General features: G+C 68.2%; 20 protein-coding genes. 14 read left to right on the forward strand and 6 right to left on the reverse strand.

Annotated elements, in window-relative coordinates; all coding sequences use genetic code 11:
- Positions 1-416, forward strand: a 416-nt coding sequence (locus E3T33_RS15260; RefSeq protein ID WP_166784459.1) for a DUF4190 domain-containing protein, incomplete at its 5' end; no start/stop codon positions are given.
- Positions 417-483: 67 nt separating this feature from the next.
- Positions 484-894 (forward strand): hypothetical protein, encoded by a 411-nt coding sequence (locus tag E3T33_RS09765; RefSeq protein WP_092322313.1) that lies wholly within the window; start codon positions 484-486, stop codon positions 892-894.
- Positions 895-933: 39 nt separating this feature from the next.
- On the opposite strand, the gene E3T33_RS09770 is transcribed toward E3T33_RS09765, so the two are convergent.
- Positions 934-2,124, reverse strand: coding sequence for a class I SAM-dependent methyltransferase (locus tag E3T33_RS09770; RefSeq protein ID WP_092322312.1), 1,191 nt, complete (start codon positions 2,122-2,124; stop codon positions 934-936).
- A gap of 131 nt (positions 2,125-2,255) precedes the next feature.
- Here E3T33_RS09770 and groES point away from each other — a divergent pair, with 131 nt between their 5' ends.
- The 4 genes from groES (at position 2,256) to E3T33_RS09790 (ending at position 5,831) form a co-directional block, all read left to right on the forward strand.
- Positions 2,256-2,552, forward strand: a complete 297-nt coding sequence (gene groES / locus E3T33_RS09775; RefSeq protein ID WP_066597535.1) for a co-chaperone GroES — start codon at positions 2,256-2,258, stop codon at positions 2,550-2,552.
- A gap of 73 nt (positions 2,553-2,625) precedes the next feature.
- Positions 2,626-3,594 carry an EamA family transporter RarD gene (gene rarD, locus E3T33_RS09780; protein ID WP_092322310.1) on the forward strand — a complete coding sequence of 323 codons (969 nt, stop codon included), beginning with the start codon at positions 2,626-2,628 and terminating at the stop codon, positions 3,592-3,594.
- Positions 3,595-3,642: 48 nt separating this feature from the next.
- On the forward strand, positions 3,643-4,374 hold the full coding sequence (locus tag E3T33_RS09785) for an ABC transporter substrate-binding protein (protein WP_134575228.1): 732 nt from the start codon (positions 3,643-3,645) through the stop codon (positions 4,372-4,374).
- Positions 4,375-4,535: 161 nt separating this feature from the next.
- A complete protein-coding gene (locus E3T33_RS09790) occupies positions 4,536-5,831 on the forward strand; it encodes an ABC transporter substrate-binding protein (RefSeq protein WP_241982899.1) in 1,296 nt (431 codons plus the stop codon).
- A 488-nt stretch (positions 5,832-6,319) separates the two neighbouring features.
- Here E3T33_RS09790 and E3T33_RS09795 read toward each other — a convergent pair whose 3' ends face one another.
- The 4 genes from E3T33_RS09795 to E3T33_RS09810 are packed head-to-tail and all read right to left on the reverse strand — an operon-like array spanning position 6,320 to position 10,238.
- Positions 6,320-7,090 carry an ABC transporter ATP-binding protein gene (locus E3T33_RS09795; protein WP_092322306.1) on the reverse strand — a complete coding sequence of 257 codons (771 nt, stop codon included), beginning with the start codon at positions 7,088-7,090 and terminating at the stop codon, positions 6,320-6,322.
- The gene (locus E3T33_RS09800) at positions 7,077-7,988 is read right to left on the reverse strand and encodes an ABC transporter ATP-binding protein (RefSeq protein ID WP_092322304.1); all 912 of its coding nucleotides are present in this window, start codon (positions 7,986-7,988) and stop codon (positions 7,077-7,079) included. Before E3T33_RS09800 ends, E3T33_RS09795 begins: the two co-directional genes overlap by 14 nt.
- Positions 7,978-8,958, reverse strand: a complete 981-nt coding sequence (locus E3T33_RS09805) for a branched-chain amino acid ABC transporter permease (protein WP_092322467.1) — start codon at positions 8,956-8,958, stop codon at positions 7,978-7,980. Before E3T33_RS09805 ends, E3T33_RS09800 begins: the two co-directional genes overlap by 11 nt.
- Before the next feature lie 14 nt (positions 8,959-8,972).
- A complete protein-coding gene (locus E3T33_RS09810; protein ID WP_134575229.1) occupies positions 8,973-10,238 on the reverse strand; it encodes a branched-chain amino acid ABC transporter permease in 1,266 nt (421 codons plus the stop codon).
- A 277-nt stretch (positions 10,239-10,515) separates the two neighbouring features.
- On the opposite strand from E3T33_RS09810, the gene guaB reads away from it, so the two are divergent.
- Entirely contained in the window at positions 10,516-12,018 is a 1,503-nt protein-coding gene (gene guaB, locus E3T33_RS09815) for an IMP dehydrogenase (RefSeq protein WP_134475579.1), read from the forward strand.
- Between the two features lie 38 nt (positions 12,019-12,056).
- Here the strand turns inward: guaB and E3T33_RS09820 are convergent, their stop codons facing one another.
- Positions 12,057-13,244 carry an aminotransferase class I/II-fold pyridoxal phosphate-dependent enzyme gene (locus E3T33_RS09820; protein ID WP_134575230.1) on the reverse strand — a complete coding sequence of 396 codons (1,188 nt, stop codon included), beginning with the start codon at positions 13,242-13,244 and terminating at the stop codon, positions 12,057-12,059.
- Between the two features lie 117 nt (positions 13,245-13,361).
- Between E3T33_RS09820 and E3T33_RS09825 the strand changes: the two genes are divergently transcribed.
- From E3T33_RS09825 to guaA, 7 genes are all read left to right on the forward strand, one after another.
- Positions 13,362-14,480 (forward strand): GuaB3 family IMP dehydrogenase-related protein, encoded by a 1,119-nt coding sequence (locus E3T33_RS09825; RefSeq protein ID WP_092322298.1) that lies wholly within the window; start codon positions 13,362-13,364, stop codon positions 14,478-14,480.
- A 41-nt stretch (positions 14,481-14,521) separates the two neighbouring features.
- A complete protein-coding gene (locus tag E3T33_RS09830; RefSeq protein WP_174775318.1) occupies positions 14,522-16,249 on the forward strand; it encodes a glycerol-3-phosphate dehydrogenase/oxidase in 1,728 nt (575 codons plus the stop codon).
- 74 nt (positions 16,250-16,323) lie between these two features.
- On the forward strand, positions 16,324-16,851 hold the full coding sequence (locus E3T33_RS09835; protein WP_092322297.1) for a TrkA C-terminal domain-containing protein: 528 nt from the start codon (positions 16,324-16,326) through the stop codon (positions 16,849-16,851).
- A 3-nt stretch (positions 16,852-16,854) separates the two neighbouring features.
- Positions 16,855-18,297, forward strand: a complete 1,443-nt coding sequence (locus E3T33_RS09840) for a cation:proton antiporter (protein ID WP_092322295.1) — start codon at positions 16,855-16,857, stop codon at positions 18,295-18,297.
- 5 nt (positions 18,298-18,302) lie between these two features.
- Positions 18,303-19,064, forward strand: coding sequence for an SURF1 family protein (locus E3T33_RS09845; RefSeq protein WP_241977166.1), 762 nt, complete (start codon positions 18,303-18,305; stop codon positions 19,062-19,064).
- A 10-nt stretch (positions 19,065-19,074) separates the two neighbouring features.
- Positions 19,075-19,512 (forward strand): DUF3817 domain-containing protein, encoded by a 438-nt coding sequence (locus tag E3T33_RS09850; protein WP_092322294.1) that lies wholly within the window; start codon positions 19,075-19,077, stop codon positions 19,510-19,512.
- Complete coding sequence (guaA, locus tag E3T33_RS09855) at positions 19,509-21,092, forward strand: glutamine-hydrolyzing GMP synthase (RefSeq protein ID WP_092322292.1); 1,584 nt, start codon at positions 19,509-19,511, stop codon at positions 21,090-21,092. Before E3T33_RS09850 ends, guaA begins: the two co-directional genes overlap by 4 nt.
- Positions 21,093-21,195 lie beyond the last annotated feature (103 nt).

Below are 21,195 nucleotides of genomic sequence, written 5' to 3' on the forward strand. Positions count from 1 at the left end.
CCGCCCAGACGCCGCCGCCGGCCTACGGCGCGCCAACACCGCCGCCGGCCTACGGCGCGCCCACGCCGCCTCCTCCGGGGTACGGCATGCCGGCCGTCGGCCCGTACGCCGGTGCCCCGGCACAGAAGCCGCCGATCCTGAGCGTCCTGTCACTCGTCGCCGGCGTCATCGGCATCGTCGGGTCGCCCATCGCGTTCATTCCCTTCGTGGGTGGAGTCCTGGGCCTGTTCTTCCCTGCGGGAGCCATTGTTCTTGGCTTCCTGGGCAAGTCCAGGGAACCCCGGGCCAGGGGCCTCTGGCTGACCGGCATCATCACCGGCATCGTCGGAGTCGCCGTGGCCCTGCTCAGCCTGGTGCTCTGGGGAATCTTCTTCGCGGGCTACCAGCCGGGCACGCTGCCCGCACCTCAGTACTGATCGCACAATCACCGACGGTGGGCGCCGTCGCCTCGGCGGCGCGCACCTGGCTTTCTAAGGAACCGACATGACCGGGCAGGACCGCGACCTCAGGTCGCCGGAGGACTTCCGCCTCGATCTGACCCGCCCGCCGGTGCAGGTCGAGGGCGAGCTCGCCTGGGAGTCCACGATGACGGCACCCACCGAATGGGTGCCCCGCGTGTACACCGAGGACGAGATCCACACGGTGGTCAACCGGCGCGGTTTCTCGATCGCGTCGTTCGTGTGCGGGCTCCTGGGGCTGCTGCTCGGCATCTTCGGCATCTGGGGTGCCACCTTCGCCCTCGCCGCCGTCATTCTGGCCCTGGTGGGTCGGAGCCTGGAGTGCCGGGCGAAGACCTGGTGGGTTTCCGGACTCGTGGCCGGAGTGGCCGGGCTGGCCATCGCGGTCGGCTGGATCGTCTACATCACCCAGGTGCTGCTTCCGGCGCTGGCCTGAGGGACGCCGGGCCGGGACCGCCGGACGGGCGAAGTCCCGCTAACGAACGCGTTCCACCAGCAGGGCGACCCGGTGCCCGCCGGCGCGGGTCATCACGAGGGTTCCCGACTCGGGGCCCTTCAGGCGCAGGCGCGCGCGCAGGGTCGCGGGGTCGACATCCACCCCGCGCTTCTTGATCTCCAGCGTCCCGATGCGACGCTCCTGCAGGGCCAGGCGCAGCTTCTTCTCGTCGACCGGCAGTGATTCCAGCACGCGGAAGGCCGAGGCGAACGGGGTCGGCTGCAGGGCAGCGGAGGTCAGGTAGGCGATTCCCTCGCTCAGCATGTGCGCATCGAGGGAGCGGGCGAGGTCGCCGATCAGGCGAGCGCGGATGACCGCACCATCGGGCTCGTACAGGTAGTTGCCGAGTGGGCCGACCCCGACGTCTTCACTGTCGGCGGGGGCGGTCAGCTCCGCGACACCGTCGGGGCCGAGCAGCAGGGCCGAGCGGCGGATCCCGTCCCGGGCCAGGACGCCGAACCACAGGCCCATTTCGACCAGCTTGCCGTCGACGGAGACCCATTGCGCCTCGGCGGCGGCCGGGATGAGGTCGCGGTCGTGGCCGGGACCCAGCTTGACGCCGATGGGCAGGCGCTCGGCCAGGCCGAAGACCCAGTCGAGCGAGGGGGAGTAGTCCTCCGGCCTGGTCAGCCGCGAGGTGTTCGTGTGTCCGGCCGTGCGCCGGGCCGGGTCGAGCCAGGCCGCGTCGAAGTCGTCGAGGTCGATGCTCTCCGCCTCGGCGTTGAGCACGGTCGCGCTCGGGAACGGGGCCAGGTTGTAGCTGGCGACCGCGGCGGTGACCTCGTCGGCGTCGACGGCCGTCACCGTGAGCTCCATCGCCGCCATCGCCATCGCATCCCCGCCGATCCCGCAGCCGAGGTCGACGACCCGGTGGGTGCCGGCGGCGACGAACCGGCCGGCGTGCAGCGCGGCGACCCGGAACCGGGTGGCCTGTTCCAGCCCGGCCTCGGTGAAGAGCATCCGCCCGGCGAACTCGCCGAACTTGGCTTCGGCCCTGGCGCGGAGCCGGGACTGGCTCAGCACCGCGGCGACCAGGCCCGGCGGGTGGCCGGCCTTGCGCAGGTCGCTCACCATCCGCACGACATCGACCGTCGATTCATACGGCGGCAACGAGTCCAACAGGCGCAAACCCTCGGGCGACAACAGCTCGACGAGCTCAGAGCGATCCATCCCGCAAACCTACCAAGCCCGCCCGTGTCTGGCACTCACGTTGCGTGAGTGCCAGATGCGCCCTAAACTCGTTTTTAGCACTCTCGCTGTGAGTCTGCTAACCCAAAACTTCGTTAAGAAAGAGGTCAACCGTGTCGGTCTCCATCAAGCCGCTCGAGGATCGCATCGTCATCAAGCAGGTCGACGCAGAGCAGACCACCGCGTCAGGTCTGGTCATTCCTGACACCGCCAAGGAAAAGCCCCAGGAGGGTGAAGTTGTCGCAGTCGGCCCCGGCCGCATTGACGACAACGGCAACCGCATCCCGCTCGACGTCGCCGTCGGCGACAAGGTGATCTACTCCAAGTACGGCGGAACCGAGGTCAAGTTCGGCGGCGAGGACCTCCTCGTCCTGTCCGCCCGCGACGTGCTCGCGGTCGTCGTTCGCTAGTCACCCCCCGCGTTATCGTTGAATCCCGGATGGCATCGCCATCCGGGATTCTTCACGTTCGGAGGGATACGCGATGGATAACGAGCCGACACGGACCGCTGCGCCGAAAGGTGGGCGCACCGGGCGCGCGCCGCGCAGCGACCAGAGCACCGGCCTGATTTTCGCGGTCCTCGCCTACTCCCTCTGGGGGCTTCTTCCCCTCTACTTCATCCTGCTCGTGCCGACGTCGGCGTTCGAGGTCGTTGCCTGGCGGGTGCTGTTCTCGCTCGTCTTCTGCGCGCTCATCATCACCGTCACCCGGCAATGGCGCTCGCTCGTCGGCCTGCTGCGGAGGCCCCGCGTCGTCTGGACGATGGGACTCGCCGGCCTGCTCATCTTCATCAACTGGCAGACGTATGTCTTCGCCGCGCTCAGCGGCCACGTGGTCGAGGCGGCGCTGGGGTACTTCATCAACCCGATCGTGACGGTCGTCCTCGGCGTGCTCGTGCTGCAGGAGCGGCTCAGGCGCCTCCAATGGGTGGCCGTCGGCGTCAGCCTGCTCGCCGTGGTCGTGCTCACCATCGGGTACGGCCGGCTGCCCTGGATCTCGCTCGTGCTGGCGTTCTCCTTCGGCTTTTACGGCCTGATCAAGAAGCGCGTCGGCGGCGACGTCGATGCCGTCGCTGGGCTCACCCTGGAGACGGCCTGGCTCGCTCCGATCGCGGTCATCCAGCTGGTGGTGGTCGGCATGATGTCCGGCCTCACCTTCGGCACGGTCTCGCCGTGGCACACGTTCGGCCTCGTCGCATCCGGGGTCGTCACCGCCGTGCCCCTGCTCTTCTTCGCCGCGGCCGCCCGACGCCTGCCGCTGAGCTACCTGGGGCTGATCCAGAACTTCGCGCCGCTCCTGCAGTTCCTCGTCGGCGTGGTCATCCTGCGCGAACCGATGCCCACCGAGCGCTGGGCCGGCTTCGGGCTGGTCTGGCTCGCGCTGCTCATCCTGACCGTCGACATGATCGCCACGGGCCGCGCACCGCGCCGGGCATCCCTCGAGCCTGCCTGAGTGGACGGTACGCTCGAAGGCGTACCCCGCTGTGAAAGGACACACCAGATGACGTACCGCGCCTTCCCCGTCGTCATCGCCGGGGCCCTAGCCCTGGTCGTCGGCCTGACCGGATGCACCGCCCCCGAGGCCCCGAAGACCCCGAAGCCGACTCCGTCCGCGACGGCACTGCCGGTGCCCGCCCCGTCGGGTGACGGCATCCTGCGCCTGGGAACCATGTTCCCGATGACCGGCGATGCCGCGGCAACGGGAAAGGCCCAGGTCGCCGGGACGGAGGTCGCCCTGCGGGAGATCACCGAGCAGGGCGGGGTTCTGGGCAAGCCGCTTGAGCTGGTCCACCGCAACTCGGCGGGCGACCTCGATGTCGCCCTGACCAACCTCATCGCCCGCAAGGTCGACGTGGTGCTCTGGGATCCCGCCGTGAAGGTGCCCGAGGCGGCGGTGGCGGCCCTCGAGGCGGCGGACATCCCGATCCTTCCGCTCGGCGACTTCATGCACGATGGAAAGCCCATCGCCCCGGGCAACCCGTTCGCGAAGCGGCTTCGCTCGGCCGACCCGGGGCTGACCGGCTTTGTTGGCGGGGCGGAGGCCTTTGACGGCGTCGTCACGGCCGCGCTCGCCGCGACCGTCGCCGGCGACGACGGGGGACCGTCCGTCGCCTCGAGGCTCGATTTCGTCGCATCCGGGCCGACGGCCTGCACGTCCTGGGGCGAATGCCTCGCTGCACTCGCGGACAAGCAGGAGATTCGCTTTGTCGGCGCGACGGGGGAGCGTTCGTAACGATTTGATGCGTATTGATCGTTTTTCGTAACGATTTGGGACGGTTTGCTCAACTTGGAGCCGATTTCCTTGTTTACCCGCAGGTGCTATGCCTACTGTGACAGAACGGCAGCCACTCGGCTGCCGTGATGTATGACTTTTCCTACTACCAAGGAGCAAAATTGAGCGTACTCGCGAAGGCTTCGGCCTCCCGCTCAGTCCGGGCCGTCGTCACTGGTATCGCCATGGTCGGCGTCAGTGCACTTCTGCTCACCGGCTGCAGCGGCACCGCCGCAGAACCCGCCGGTGACAAGGCCCCCGCTGCGAGCGGTGACGCCAAGACGGTCAAGGCCGGCGACCGCGATCTCACCCTGAAGATCGGCACGATTCTTCCCCAGAGTGGCGCCCTGGCCTTCCTCGGCCCGCCCGAAGAAGCCGGCGTGCAGCTGGCCGTGAACGACATCAACGACGCGAACCTCGGGATGAAGGTCGAAGCCGTCTTCCGTGACTCGGGCGACACCACGACCGACACCGCGACCGTTTCCGTGACCGACCTGCTCTCGCAGGATGTCTCGGCCATCGTCGGTGCGGCATCCTCGGGTGTGTCCAAGACCGTGATCGACCAGATCGTCGCCGCTGGCGTCGTTCAGTTCTCCCCGGCCAACACCTCGCCGGACTTCACCGAGTACGCCGACAAGAACCTCTACTGGCGCACGGCTCCCTCCGACCTGCTGCAGGGCGAGGTTCTGGGCAACCAGATCGCCGAAGACGGCAACAGCACCCTCGGCATGATCGTGCTGAACGACGCCTACGGGACCGGCCTGGCCGCATCCCTCAAGGAGACGTTCGAAAGCGCCGGCGGCGAGGTCGTCGCGGAGGAGCTCTTCAACGAGGGTGACTCCAACTTCGCGGCGCAGATCTCCGCAGTGACCGCGGCCAACCCGGATGCGATCGCCCTGATCACGTTCGACCAGGCCAAGATCATCATCCCGGCGCTCGTCGGAACCGGCTACCCGGGCGACAAGCTCTACCTGGTTGACGGAAACCTCGCCGACTACAGCAAGGACTTCGCCCCCGGTCTCATCGCAGGCTCGAAGGGCACCCTGCCCGGCCTCGACGTCGGAACCCTCGGCGACTTCACCGAGCGCCTGCTCGAGGTCGACCCGACGCTGAAGGACTTCAGCTACGCGGCTGAGTCCTACGACTCCGTCATGCTCATCGCCCTGGCCGCTTACGCAGCCAACGATGTCTCGGGCGCCAAGATCGCTGACTTCCTCCGCCAGGTTTCCGGTGGCGAGGGTGAAGGCGAGAAGGTCTCCGACTTCAAGGCAGCCGCCAAGGCTCTCGCAGACGGCAAGCAGGTCAACTACGACGGCTTCTCCGGCCCGGTCACGTTCGACGAGAACGGCGACCCGACCGAGGCGACCATCGGTGTCTACGAGTACAAGGCTGACAACACATACAAGCGCATCAACTAGTCACTGACCTGCCGGTCACTGGCTGAGCAGTACTGACGCAAAAGGGCCCCGACTCCGGTCGGGGCCCTTTTGCGTTGCTCGCACGCGACGCGGGGCGTCGCGAAAGGCGGCAGCCGTCCCCTCGGCAGCCTGCGCGCCCTCGCGCCCTTTGCCCGCCCTTCGCCCCGTGCGCCCTTCGCCCCGTGCGCCCCCGCCCGTGCGCCCCCGCCCGTGCGCCCCCGCACGTGTCGCCGACTTTGACCGTTCCGGTCGAGTTGCCCTGGCGTGCCGGGCAACTCGACCGGACGTGTCAATCTCGGCGAAGATTGCGCCGAGACTCGCCGTTTCTGCCCAGTGTCGCCGGTGCAGCGGCGACTCTCGGCACAATCGGCGACTCTCGCGGCGGGCGGCCGCGGCGGGCGGTGACGCGCGCGGGGCGACACGCGGAAGCGGCGCCCGGGGAACCCGGACGCCGCTTCAGAGCGGCCGCAGGCGGCCGCGGGGTGGTGCTACTCGTCCTGGCCGAGGGTTCCCAGGTAGAGGCCGATCACCTTGGGGTCGTTCAGCAGTTCGCGTCCGGTGCCGGTGTAGGCATCGCGGCCCTGGTCGAGCACGTAGCCGCGGTCGCAGATCTGCAGGCAGCGGCGGGCGTTCTGCTCGACCATGATCGTGGTCACGCCGGCCTTGTTGATCTCCTTCACGCGCAGGAACGCCTCATCCTGGCGCACCGGCGACAGCCCCGCGGACGGCTCGTCCAGGAGCATCACGTGCGGGCCCATCATCAGTGCGCGCGACATCGCGACCATCTGCCGCTCGCCGCCGGAGAGCGAGCCGGCCCGCTGCGACAGGCGCTTCTTCAGCTCCGGGAAGATCTCCGTCACGAACTCAAGCCGTTCCGCGAGCCCCTTGGGCTTCTGGAACATGCCCATCTCGAGGTTCTCCAGGATGGAGAGCGTCGGGAACACGTTGTTCGTCTGCGGAACGAAGCCGACGCCCTTGGAGACGAGTTTGTTCGCCTTGAGGTTGGTGATGTTCTCACCGCGCAGCATGACCTCGCCCTCACGTACCTTGACCTGGCCGAAGATGGACTTCAGCAGCGTCGACTTGCCGGCGCCGTTCGGGCCGATGATGCCGATAAGTTCGCCCTCGTAGGCGGTGAGCGAGCACGAGTTCAGGATGTTCACACCGGGCACGTACCCGGCCGTCACGTTCCTGACCTCGACGACCGCGGCCCTGGTCTCGGTCTGCGCCGGTGCGGACATCGGGCTAGAGTTTGTCATCGAGCAGCTCCTTAATGGCTTCCACGTGCTCCGTGTCAGCGCCGAGGTCTTCATCGTGGTGCTGGCCGAGATACGCGTCGATCACGGCCTGGTTCTTCATGACCTCGTGCGGGTCGCCTTCTGCGACGACGCGGCCTTCGGCCATGACCACGACCCAGTCGGCGATGTGGCGCACCATCTGCATGTCGTGCTCGACGAAGAGCACGGTCATGCCCTCCGCCTTGAGGTTGAGGATGTGGTCGAGCAGCGACTGGGTCAGCGCCGGGTTCACGCCGGCCATGGGCTCATCGAGCATGACCAGGGTCGGGTCGCTCATCAGGGCCCGCGCCATCTCGAGGAGCTTGCGCTGCCCGCCGGAGAGGCTGGCCGCGTAGTCGTCCTTCTTCTCGTCGAGCTTGAACCGGGCAAGGAGATCGAGGGCCTTGGCCTCGTTCTCCTCCTCCTGCTTGCGCCAGAGGAACGGCAGCAGGGCCCGGAACAGGTTCTCCCCGATCTGGCCCTTGGCGCCGAGTTTCATGTTGTCCATGACGGTGAGCAGGCTGAGCGCCTTCGTCAGCTGGAAGGTGCGGATCTGGCCCATCCGGGCGACCCGGTAGGCCGGCATGCCGGCCAGCGACTTTCCCTCGAAGGTCCAGGATCCGGTGTCCGGCTTGTCGAAGCCGGTGAGCAGGTTGAACAGGGTGGTCTTGCCGGCCCCGTTCGGCCCGATCAGGGCGGTGATGGCGCCGCGGGGGATCTCGAGGTGGTCGACATCCACCGCCTTGAGGCCGCCGAAGGTGCGGCTGACGCCCTCGGCGACGAGGATCGGGTCGCGCTTCTTGCAGCCGGGTTCGGCGGCCCCGATGTGGAGGTCGGTCGACTTGACGGGCTTGCCGTTGGGGACGGTGTTAGTGGACAAAGGCCAACTCCTTCTTATTTCCGAAGATGCCCTGGGGTCTGAAGATGACGATGAGCATGATCGCGACGCCGACGAGGATGAAGCGCAACTGCCCGGCCTGGACGTTCGTCATGAACGGCAGCCAGCCCGCCTCGACCGCGCGGGCGATGAACCCGGAGAAGAAGGAGAGCAGCACCCAGAAGATCATCGAGCCGATGATCGGGCCCAGGATCGTCGCCGCCCCGCCGAGCAGCAGGATCGCGTAGATGAAGAAGGTCAGCGACGTCTGGTAGTTCGACGGCACGACCGCACGGGGCAGAGCGAAGATCATTCCGGCCATGGTTCCGAAGACACCACCGAGAATGAGCGACTGCATCTTGTAGGCGTAGACGTTCTTGCCGAGCGCACGCACGGCATCCTCGTCTTCACGGATGCCCTTGATCACGCGTCCCCACGGGCTCCGCATGACCTGCCAGATGAACAGGGCGACAAGCACCACGACCGACCAGGCCACGATGCGCAGCCACCAGTCGTAGGCGTTGTTCTCGAACGGCCCGAAGCCGTACGTGCCTTCGGGGATCGGGTTCAGGGCCGCGAAGCCGAGCTTGTAGCCGCTCAGCCCGTTGGCCGAGCCGGTGACCGAGGCGAAGCTGTTCGTCGTGAACAGCAGCCTCACGATCTCGGCCGCCGCGATCGTGACGATGGCCAGGTAGTCCGCCCGCAGTCGCAGCGTCGGGATACCGAGGATCAGGGCGAAGACGACGGATGCGCCGATCCCGACCAGCACGGCGCCCCAGACGGGGAAGCCGAAGGTCAGGATCGAGATCGCGTAGCCGTACGCGCCGAGGGCCATGAACCCGGCCTGCCCGAAGTTCAGGAGGCCGGTGTAGCCGAAGTGGACCGCAAGGCCCAGCGCGGCGAGGGCGTATGCAGCGGTGGTCGGGCTGATCAGCTCGACGGCTGCGTTGCTAAAGATTGCTCCCCAGTCGATCATCGGATGCCCTTCTAGCCAATTCTCTCTTTGCGACCCAGGATGCCTTGCGGCCGAAGCAGCAGCACCAGGATCAACACGACAAGTGCGCCGACGTACTTCATGTCGGACGGGATCCACAGCGTGGAGAGCTCAACGAACAAGCCGACGATGATCGAACCGATCAACGCTCCGAACGCGGTGCCGAGGCCACCCAGGGTGACGGCGGCGAAGACGAGCAGCAGGATCTGGAAACCCATGTCCCAGCTCACGCCGGGGCGGAAGTACGCCCAGAGCACGCCGCTCAGGCCGGCGAGCGCACCGCCGACGATCCAGACGATCCGGATGACGCCGTCGACGTCGATGCCGCTCGCCGAGGCGAGGCTGGGGTTGTCGGAGACGGCTCGGGTTGCCTTGCCGAGGCGGGTGCGCAGCAGGAAGTACGAGACGGCCAGGAGCACGACGATGCTGATCCCCATGCTGGCGAGGTCGATCGGCGAGATGCGGACCGCACCGAACTTAAGGTCGGCCTGGCCGGCGCCGGGGAGCTGGCTCGTGGAGCCGCCGATGAAGTACTGGTAGGTGTAGCGCATCGCCAGGGACAGGCCGATGCTCACGATCATCAGCTGGACGAGCCCCACCCCCTTGCGGCGGAGGGGTTTCCAGATCGTCGCGTCGAGGCCCCAGCCGAGCGCGCCGCTGAGCACGATGGCGAGGATGATGGCGAGCCAGATCGGCAGGCCCAGCCCCGAGAACGCGAGGGTCATCAGGGCGCCGAAGGTGATCATCTCCGAGTGGGCGAAGTTGCTCAGCCCGGTCGTGCCGAAGATCAGTGAGAGGCCGATGGCGGCGAGCGCGAGCAGCAGGCCGAAGTTCAGGCCGTTGACGAACTGGCTGAGGAACTGGTCGAAGAACGGCACCGTGGTCCGGACGCCCTCACCGAGGAAGAAGTTCACCGACTTCACCTTGGTGAGGCCGAATTCGGCCGTGAGTTCCGCGCCGCCCTTGGCCACGACGACACCATCGGGGAGCGTCTCCTCGTCGAGGATGACCTTGTAGGTGCCCTTCTCCGGGACCCCGATCTTCCACTTGCCGTCGACGCCGGTCTCGACCTCGGCTTCGTAGCCGCCGCCCGTCACGGTGATGAGCACTCCGTCGAGCGGTTCGCCGTCGAACTGCGCGTTACCGGTGAGCACGTAGTCGTACTTGTCGGTATTGATCTCATCCGCATGCGCCGGACTGATGGCGAGGGTCGACAGCGTCAGGGCCGCAAGCAGCACACCGAAGAAGACCACCAACATCCGGGGTGAGAATCTGTGGGCTATACCAGTGGAATTCACTGCACCTCCATGTGGCGCCGGCCCGGCTTGTGGCCGAGCGGACCTCGGGTTTTTCCTGCAACAACTTTGTTGACAGTACCTAGAGATTATGTCGTATTTGTTTCGCGGCCCGCTTCGCCGTGGATTGGGGCCGCGGAATGCCGGGGCCGCATTCTCGCTTAACATTGAAGAACCGGTCCAGTCCCGCTGATCCCCGGACATTTCTTCCGCACGCTTCCGCCACACGCAAAGGGGTTTCATGGATCAGCCAGATCCGTTCGGATTCACCGGACTCACCTACGACGACGTGCTGCTCCTGCCGGGGCACACCGACGTCATTCCCAGTGAGGCCGAGACGACGTCCCGGCTGACGCGCCGGATCTCCGTCGCAACCCCGCTCATCTCCAGTGCGATGGACACCGTCACCGAGACCCGGATGGCCGTCGCGATGGCCCGTCAGGGCGGGCTCGGTGTGCTGCACCGCAACCTCTCCATCGGCGACCAGGCCGAGCAGGTCGACCTGGTCAAGCGCAGCGAATCCGGCATGATTACCAATCCGGTAACAACTTCGCCCGACACCACCGTCGCGGAGGTTGACGCGCTCTGCGGCCAGTTCCGGATCAGCGGCCTGCCGGTCGTCGACTCCGACGGCGTGCTGGTGGGCATCATCACCAACCGGGACATGCGTTTCATCTCCGAAACCCAGAAGCACACGACCCTGGTCCGTGAGGTGATGACGAGGTCGCCCCTGATCACCGGCAAGGTCGGCATGCGCCCCGAGGACGCAGTGGCCATCTTCGCCAGGCACAAGATCGAGAAGCTGCCCCTCGTCGACGGCGGCGGCAAGCTCACCGGCCTGATCACGGTCAAGGACTTCGACAAGTCCGAGGAGTACCCGCACGCCACCAAGGACGAGGCCGGCCGGCTGCGCGTGGGCGCGGCCATCGGATTCTTCGGCGACGCCTGGCGCCGGGCGACCGCGCTGCTCGAGGTGGGCGTCGACGTGCTCGTCGTGGACACGGCCAACGGCGACAGTGCCGGCGTGCTCGAGATCATCCGCAAGCTCAAGTCCGACCCGGCGTTCGCCGCGGTCGACGTGATCGGCGGCAACGTGGCGACCCGCTCCGGCGCCCAGGCGCTCATCGACGCGGGAGCGGACGCGATCAAGGTCGGCGTCGGCCCGGGCTCCATCTGCACCACGCGCATCGTCGCGGGCGTCGGCGTGCCGCAGATCACCGCGGTCTACCAGGCGTCACTGGCCGCCCGTGAGGCCGGCATCCCCGTGATCGCCGACGGCGGGCTCCAGTACTCCGGCGACATCGCCAAGGCCCTCGTGGCCGGAGCGGACACCGTGATGCTCGGCTCGCTTCTGGCCGGCTGCGACGAAAGCCCCGGGGAACTGGTCTTCGTCAACGGCAAGCAGTTCAAGACCTACCGGGGCATGGGCTCGCTCGGCGCCCTGCAGTCGAGGGGCACGAAGACCTCGTATTCCAAGGACCGCTACTTCCAGTCGGATGTCCCCTCCGACGACAAGCTCATCCCCGAAGGCATCGAGGGCCAGGTGCCGTACCGCGGGCCGGTGTCGGCGGTGGCGTACCAGCTCATCGGCGGGTTGCGCCAGTCGATGTTCTATGTCGGCGCGCGCACCATCGATGAGCTCAAGCAGAAGGGCAAGTTCGTGCGCATCACGGCCGCCGGGCTTAAGGAGTCGCACCCGCACGACGTGCAGATCGTGGTCGAGGCGCCCAACTACCGCCGCTGATCCGTCCCACCCCCACCGCGAAACCGCAGTTGTGCGCGCTAAGAAGCACTTTTAGCGCGCACAACTGCGGTTTCGCGGGGGTGGGCGAGGGCATGTGCGAGGCGGGAGATCGCCTCGGCGAGCACCTCGGGGGAGCACCCGAAGTTGAGCCGGGCGAAGCCGCGACCCGGGGCGCCGAACATCGGGCCGGGGTGCAGCGCGACCCGGGCCCGTTCGAGTGCGATCACCGAGGGGTCATCGCCCCAGCCGAGGGAGCGCAGGTCGAGCCAGGCGAGGTAGCTCGCCCTCGGCTGGTCGTAGCCGGCGCCGGGCAGCTGGGCGTCCACCAGTTCGGCGAGCAGGACCCGGTTGGCCTCGAGGGCGGCAACGACCCCGTCCAGCCAGGGCTCCCCGTCGCGGTAGGCCGCAATGCTGGCGATCAGGCCGAACTGGCCGGTGCGCCAGTTGACCTCCTGCGGCATGCCGGCGACGAGCGCTCGCATCCGTTCGGAACCGGTGACCATGAGCGCGCACTTGAGGCCGGCGATGTTCCAGGCCTTGCTGGCGGCCGTGACGCAGATGCCGTGCTCCGCCGCGGCCGGAGACACGGAGAGGAACGGCGTGAACGTGCCGTCCGAGTGCGTCAGCGGGGCGTGTACCTCGTCGCTGATGACGCTCACGTCGTAGCGGGCGGCCAGCTCGGCGACCGCGGTCAGGTCTTCGACACTCTGCGGGTGCCCGAGCGGGTTGTGCGGATTGCAGAGCAGGAAGGCGCGCGCCCCCGCCCTGAAGGCGGCCTCGAGCCCCTCGAGGTCGATCGCCCAGCCGGTCTGGCCGCGGATGAGCGGCACCTCCACAACCCGGCCGCCGGCCTCCGGCACCAGGTCGAAGAACGGCGGGTAGACGGGGGTGTTGATCACGACCTGGTCGCCGGGCGTGATGGTCCGGCGGATGCTCTCCACGATCGCCACGCTGACATCGGTCGTGCTCGCCACCTGGCCGGGGTCGACCCGCCACCCCCAGCGCCGCCGGGCGAAGGCGGCGAACGCCTCGCCGAGCTCGTTCACCGGGGCGACGTAGCCGGTGTCGCTGCGCCGCACGGCCGCGATCAGCGCCTCGCCGATCGGCTCGGCCAGGGGGAAATCCAGCTCGGCGACGAAGAGGGGCAGGACGTCGTCCGGGTAGCTGCGCCATTTCATGCTCGTGCGGGTGCGCAGCAGGGACAGGGGATCGGCGGTGACATCCATGTGATCAGGATGCACCCTCGGCCGTCTGCGGTCGAGGGTGCGGCTGCGGCCCCGACGAGCGCCGGGTCACGCAACCCGGTGCTTCGCCCCGCCTGCACCTAAACTGGGCGGGTGAGTATGGAAATTGAAATCGGCCGGTCCAAGCGCGCTCGCCGCGTGTACGCCTTCGACGACATCGCGATCGTGCCCAGTCGGCGCACGCGGGACCCGGAGGACGTGTCGGTCACCTGGTCGATCGACGCCTACAAGTTCGACACCCCGTTCCTCGCCGCGCCGATGGACTCCGTCGTCTCGCCGACGACGGCGATCATGATGGGCCAGCTCGGCGGCGTCGGCGTGCTCGACCTCGAGGGGTTGTGGACCCGGTACGAGAACCCCGAGCCGCTCCTCGCCGAGATCCGCAGCCTGCCGGACGACAAGGCCACCGCGCGGATGCAGGAGATCTACTCCCAGCCGATCAAGCCCGAACTGGTCACCGAGCGCCTCGCCGAGATCCGCGCCGCCGGGGTCACCGTGGCCGGTGCGCTCTCCCCGCAGCGCACGCAGGAACTCTACGAAACCGTCGTCGCCGCCGGCGTCGACCTCTTCGTCATCCGCGGCACCACGGTCTCCGCCGAGCACGTCTCGCAGAACCAGGAACCGCTCAACCTCAAGAAGTTCATCTACGAGCTCGACGTGCCCGTGATCGTGGGCGGCGCGGCGACCTACACCGCGGCCCTGCACCTCATGCGCACCGGCGCGGCCGGCGTGCTGGTCGGCTTCGGCGGCGGCGCAGCGTCGACCACGCGGGCCTCCCTGGGCATCCACGCGCCCATGGCCACGGCCGTGGCGGATGTCGCCGGCGCACGCCGGGACTACATGGACGAGTCCGGCGGCCGCTACGTGCACGTCATCGCCGACGGCGGACTCAGCACCTCCGGCGACATCGTCAAGGCGATCGCCTGCGGCGCCGACGCCGTCATGCTCGGCACGGCCCTGGCCCGGGCGTCCGACGCCCCCGGCGGCGGGTTCCACTGGGGCGCCGAATCCCACCACGCCCAGCTGCCGCGCGGCAAGCGGGTCGAGGTGGGCACGGTCGCCCCGCTCGAGGAAATCCTCTACGGCCCGGCCCCGGTCGCGGACGGAACGGCCAACCTGGTCGGGGCCCTGCGCCGTTCGATGGCCACCACCGGGTACTCCGACCTGAAGGAATTCCAGCGGGTCGAGGTGGTTGTCGCACCGTACCGGGTGAAGTAGCTTCGAGCACACCGGCAATTCGGCAGGAGGGGACGCAGCAGATGAACCAGCGCAGCAAGGTGACACGGTCCACCAAACTCGGGCCTGAGGAACGCGAGGCGGCCCTGGCCCGCGTGAAGACGAAGGAACTCGACATCCTCGTCGTCGGCGGCGGTATCGTCGGCGCGGGCTGCGCCACGGATGCCGTCACCCGCGGCCTCAGCGTCGGCATCCTCGAGGCGCGCGACTGGGCCTCGGGCACCTCGAGCCGCTCGTCCAAGCTGGTGCACGGGGGCATCCGCTACCTCGAACAACTGGACTTCCAGCTGGTGCGCGAAGCGCTCACCGAGCGCGGCCTGCTGCTCAAGCGGCTCGCGCCGCACCTGGTGAAGCCGGTCAGGTTCCTCTACCCGCTGAAGACCCGGGTCATCGAACGCGCCTACGTCGGCGCCGGCATGCTGCTCTACGACACTCTCTCCTACCTGGGTGGGCGCCCGGGCGTGCCCCACCACCGGCACCTCAGCCGGCGCCAGGTGCAGAAGCTCGTGCCGAGCCTGGCCCACGGCGCACTGGTCGGCGGCATCACCTACTACGACGCCCAGGTCGATGACGCCCTGTACACGGCGTCGCTCGTGCGCACGGCCTCCTTCTACGGCGCCCACGCGCTCAGCCGGGTGCGGGTCGAGGGCTTCATCAAGGTCGGCGAGCGCGTCGTCGGCGTGCACGCGCACGACCTGGAGACCGGCGAACGGTTCGACGTGCGCGCCAAGCAGGTCGTGAACGCCACCGGGGTCTGGACCGACGACACCCAGCGGATGGTCGGCGAACGCGGCACCTTCAAGGTACGCGCCTCGAAGGGCGTTCACCTCGTCGTGCCCCGGGACCGGTTCCAGTCGGCGATGGGGCTGCTGCTGCGCACCGAGAAGAGCGTGCTGTTCGTGATTCCGTGGGGCCGGCACTGGCTGATCGGGACCACCGACACGGACTGGCAGCTGGACAAGGCGCACCCCGCCGCGACCGCAGCCGACATCGACTACCTCCTCGAACACGTCAACGCGGTGCTCACCGTGCCGCTCACCCGCGAAGACGTCGAGGGCGTCTACGCCGGCCTCCGCCCGTTGCTGGCGGGTGAGTCCGAACAGACCTCCAAGCTCGCCCGCACCCACCTGGTCGGCCACTCCGTGCCCGGCCTGGTCGTGATCGCCGGCGGCAAATGGACGACATACCGGGTGATGGCCAAGGACGCCATCGATGCCGCCGTCGACGCGCTCGACGGCAGGATCCCCGAGTCGACGACGAAGAACATCCCCCTGCTCGGCGCCGAGGGCTACCAGGCGGCGTGGAACAAGCGCGGCAAGATCGCCCGTGCCTTCGGCCTGCACACCGTGCGGGTGGAGCACCTGCTGAACCGCTACGGCACCCTGACCGATGAACTGCTCGACCTGATCAGGGAGACGCCGTCGCTGGCAGACCCCCTGCCAGGGGCCGACGACTACATCGAGGCGGAGGTGGTCTATGCGGCCTCCCATGAAGGCGCCCTGCACCTCGAGGATGTGCTCGCCCGCCGCACCCGGATTTCGATCGAGGCCTGGGACCGCGGCGTGTCCGCGGCGCCCGTCGCGGCCCGGCTGATGGCCGGGGTGCTCGGCTGGGACAGCGAGCGCGAGGAACGCGAGGTGGCGTTCTACCTCAGTCGGGTCGCCGCGGAGCGATCGAGCCAGCAGCAGCCCGACGACGAATCCGCCGACCGGGTGCGGCTCGAAGCGCCCGACATCGTCGCGTCCCGGTAGCGCGCCGGCGCCGTCGGGGGCCGCGCGGGCGCCCGGTAGAATAGACGAACAGCCCCCAAACCTAGGAGTCGTTCATGGTTGACGTTCGGCGTGTCAAACTCCCCGGTGTGGGTGTACTGCACACCTTCATCACGGATGACGGCGGCAAAGTCGGCGTCATCGCCCACCGCTCCGGCCACAGCGACCTGATCACCTTCGCGGATGACGAGGGCGGCCCGGACGCCAGCAAGGTGTCGCTGCGCCTCAGCGAGGACGAGGCGCACACCCTGGCCGAGTTGCTCGGCGGCACCCAGATCACCGAGTCGCTCACGGCGCTCGACCAGATCCCGGGCCTGAGCATCGACTGGTTCACCGTCGACTACGAGGACCACATCGCCGGCCAGCCGCTCGGCAACCCGGCCGAGCGGGGAATCGCCGGACTCACTGTCGTCGCCGTGGTCCGCGGCGAGTCGGCAAATCCCGCGCCCGCGCCCGACTTCAAGGTCTTCCCCGGCGACACGCTCGTCGTCGCGGGCTCGCCCGAGAAGGTCGTCAAGGCCTTCACCTTTTTCCGTACCGGTGAGGTCAAGGCCAAGTCCGTTGATTCGCCGCCCGGAGGCTAACCGATGCATATCGGCGAAGACCTCATCATCCTGGGCGTCCTGCTCGTCATTTCCTACATCCTGGGGCGTCTCGGGAAGCTGATCGGGCTTCCGTCAATTCCGATTTACATGATCGTCGGCCTGCTGGCGAGCCCGCACACCGGGTGGTTCCCCCTCAACTTCGAGTCCGCCGATATCGAGCTGATCGCCGTCTTCGGCCTGATCCTGCTCCTGTTCAGCCTCGGCCTCGAGTTCGACCAGGAGGAATTCTTCGACAACGCCGGCAAGCTCCTGATCTCCGGCGGCTCGTACGTGCTGATCAACATGGGACTCGGCTTCGCCTTCGGAATGATGGTCGGCTGGGGAACCCGGGAAGCCCTCGTCATCGCCGGGATGACCGGCACCTCCTCGAGCGCGATCATCACCAAGCTGCTGATCGAGCTCCGGCGCCTGGCCAACAAGGAAACGCCGATGATCCTCGGCGTCACCGTCGTCGGCGACATCTTCATCGCGATCTACCTCGCCATCGTGTCCGTCGTGCTCAGCGGCAAGACCGAGGTCTGGCCGATCGTGCTGCAGCTGAGCATCGCCTTCCTGTTCCTGATCGTCATGTTCTCGCTCGCGCGCTGGGGCGGCCGGGTCGTGTCCCGGCTCGTGCGCACGAAAGACGACGAGCTGTTCACCATCCTCTTCTTCGGGCTGGTCGTGCTCTTCGCCGGCATCGGCGAAATCATCGGGGTGACGGATGCGATCGGCGCGTTCCTGATCGGCGTCGTCCTCGGCGCCAGCACCTACCGCGGCAAGATCGAGCGGGTCGCCGTGCCGCTGCGCGACGTGTTCGGCGCGTTCTTCTTCCTCAACTTCGGACTCGCCCTGAACATGGCCGAGTTCGGCTCGGTCATCGGCATCGTGCTGATCGCCGTCGTGATGACGTTTGCGCTGAATATCATCTCCGGGCTGCTGCTGGCCAGGCTGCACCGGATGGGACTGGTCGAGGGCCTGAACTCCGCGGCCATCCTCGTGAACCGCGGCGAGTTCACGCTGATCCTGGCGACCCTGTCCATCGGCGCCGGGCTGGACGAGCGCCTGCAGCCGTTCGCCGGCCTGTACGTGCTGCTGATGGCCATCCTCGGGCCGCTCTTCGCCGCGCGGTCGGAGCGGATCGGCACCGCCCTGCGGCGCACGAAACCGAAGGCGCACCCGCGCAAGGTGCCGCGGGATCCGCTGCTGGTCGAGGAGATCGCCCTGGTCGAGGCCGCGACCGCCGAGATCGGCTCCGGAGTCGACCACGGCACGCAGCGCGCCGTGCAACGGGTGGTCGAGCAGGTCAGAGGCCCCGATGATAAACCGGACCAGCCGCGGGAGCCGCCGACGGACTCGATGGCCGACTTCATTGCCGATCGCTTTCCGCCGGAGGACACCGAGCAGAAGCCGGACACACGCGAACGGCCGGGCGACTACACGTGATCAGGATGATGCTGCGCCCCCGCTGGGTACTGGCGCTGCTGCTGGCCCTCGGGGTCGCGGCGGCCTTCGCGATCCTCGGCCAGTGGCAGCTGGAGCGGGCGATCGACTCCGGCGAGGTTGTGCAGCGCACCACCGAGACGGTGCTGCCGCTGGCGGACGTCGTCCAGCCCGGCGGCGCGGCGCCGACGAAGGCGACCGGCCAGATGGTGCGCGCGAGCGGCGCCTTCGTGCCCGGCGACGACCAGCTGGTCAGTGACCGCTTCAACGGCGGAACCTCCGGGTTCTGGGTGGTCGGCCATTTCGTGACCGACACCGATTCGGCGAGCATCCCCGTCGCCCGCGGCTGGGCCGCGGACGAGGACGACGCCCGCGCGGTGATGGCGGCGCTGGCGACGGATGCCCCCGGCCAGGCGGCCACGATCACCGGCCGGTTCGTGCCGGCCGAAGCCCCCGAGGTGCCGGGCGACGGCCGGGACCCGCACACGATGACCACGGTGTCGCCCGCCGCCCTGCTCAACCTCTGGGCGGAGTACACCGAGCAGCCCGTGTACTCCGGATACCTCGTCGACACCGACGCGGCCGACGGCCTTACCGTGATCGACTCCCCGGTCCCCGGCGACGACGTCGAGCTGAACTGGCTCAACATCTTCTACGCGCTCGAGTGGGCAGTCTTCGCCGGCTTCGCGGTCTTCCTCTGGTACCGGCTGGTGCGGGACGCCTGGGAGCGGGAACGGGACGAGGCCGAGGCCGCTGCGGCGGCCACGTAGAATTAGGCGCATGTCACTCGAACCGAAGCCCGCCGACATTCCCAGGATCCCCGGTGCTCTCCGGCTCTACAAGATTTCCTCGGTCATCACCGGAGTCTTTCTGCTGCTCCTCTGTGCCGAGATGCTCGTGAAGTACGCCTTCGGCCACGAACTCGAACTCGGCGGTCCGAACGGCTTCCTCGCCTTCTCCCCGACCGGCACGCTCACCGGCGTGAACCTGAGCACCGGCATCCTGATCGTGCACGGCTGGTTCTACGTGCTCTACCTGTTCAGCGACTTCCAGCTCTGGAGCATGATGCGCTGGCCGTTCACCCGGTTCCTGCTGATCGCCCTCGGCGGAATCATCCCCACCCTGTCCTTCTTCCTGGAGGTGAGGGTGGCCCGGGAAGTCGAGGCCTTCCTCGCTGACCGGGAAGCATCCGCTGCCACCCTGGAGGCACGCCCGTGAGCGACCAGCCCGCACCCCACCGTCCCGTTCTTGTCGTCGACTTCGGCGCGCAGTACGCGCAGCTGATAGCCCGGCGCGTGCGTGAGGCATCCGTCTACTCGGAGATCGTGCCGCACACCATTACCGCGGCCGAGGTCAAGGCGTTGAACCCGCTCGGCATCGTGCTGAGCGGCGGGCCGTCCAGCGTGTACGCAGAGGGCGCTCCCGCGTTCGACGCCGCCATCTTCGACCTGGGCGTGCCGATGCTCGGCATTTGCTACGGCTTCCAGGTGATGGCCACCGCGCTCGGCGGCGAGGTCGCCCACACCGGAGCCCGCGAATACGGCTCCACGCCGGTCGCCGCCCGGCCGGAGGCCAACGCCCTCCTCGCCGACCAGCCCGCTGAGCAGACCGTGTGGATGAGCCACGGCGACTCGGTGTCGAAGGCGCCGGAGGGCTTCACCGTGCTCGCGTCGACGAGCTCGACCCCGGTCGCCGCGTTCGCCAACGACGAGCGCCGGTTGTACGGCGTGCAGTGGCACCCCGAGGTCAAGCACTCCGAGCACGGCCAGCACGTGCTGGAGAACTTCCTGCACCGCGCCGCCGGCATCGCAGCCGACTGGAACAGCGGCAACGTCATCGCCGAGCAGGTCGCGCTGATCCAGGCCCAGGTCGGAAGCGGCAAGGTCATCTGCGGGCTGTCCGGCGGAGTCGACTCCGCCGTGGCCGCCGCGCTCGTGCACAAGGCCATCGGCGACCAGCTCGTCTGCGTCTTCGTCGACCACGGCCTGCTCCGCGAGGACGAGCGCCGCCAGGTCGAGGAAGACTTCGTCGCGGCAACCGGCGTGCGCCTGGTCACGGTCGACGTGCGGGAGCAGTTCCTGACCGCGCTCGAGGGGGTCAGCGACCCGGAGACGAAGCGCAAGATCATCGGCCGCGAGTTCATCCGCACCTTCGAGCAGGCCCAGGCCGAGCTGATCCGGGAGGCCGCCGCGGAAGACGGCGACCCGATCCGCTTCCTGGTGCAGGGCACCCTGTACCCGGACGTCGTCGAGTCCGGCGGGGGAAGCGGCACGGCGAGCATCAAGAGCCACCACAACGTCGGCGGGCTGCCCGACGACCTCCAGTTCGAGCTGATCGAGCCGCTCCGCGCCCTGTTCAAGGACGAGGTCCGCGCCATCGGCGCCGAGCTCGGGCTGCCGGCCGAGATCGTGCAACGCCAGCCGTTCCCGGGACCGGGCCTCGGCATCCGGATCGTCGGTTCGATCACCCAGGACCGCCTCGACCTGCTGCGCAAGGCGGATGCGATCGTGCGCGCCGAGCTCACCGCCGCCGGGCTCGACCGCGAGATCTGGCAGTGCCCGGTCGTGCTGCTGGCCGACGTGAGGTCGGTCGGAGTGCAGGGCGACGGCCGTACCTACGGCCACCCGATCGTGCTGCGTCCGGTGTCGTCCGAGGACGCGATGACGGCCGACTGGACCCGTCTGCCCTACGACCTGCTGGCGAAGATCTCCAACCGGATCACGAACGAGGTCGAGGGCGTCAACCGGGTCGTGCTCGACGTCACGTCGAAGCCGCCGGGCACCATCGAGTGGGAGTAGCCCCCTAGGGCGTGTTGATCAAGTGATTTCGGGTGCGCCTGGGCGACCATTGATCATGCATGAGCGTGATGTGGTTTCTGATGAGGCGTGGGCCGTGATCGAG

The sequence above is a fragment of the Cryobacterium sp. TMT1-2-1 genome, assembly GCF_004403955.1.
Classification (GTDB): Bacteria; Actinomycetota; Actinomycetes; order Actinomycetales; family Microbacteriaceae; genus Cryobacterium; species Cryobacterium psychrotolerans.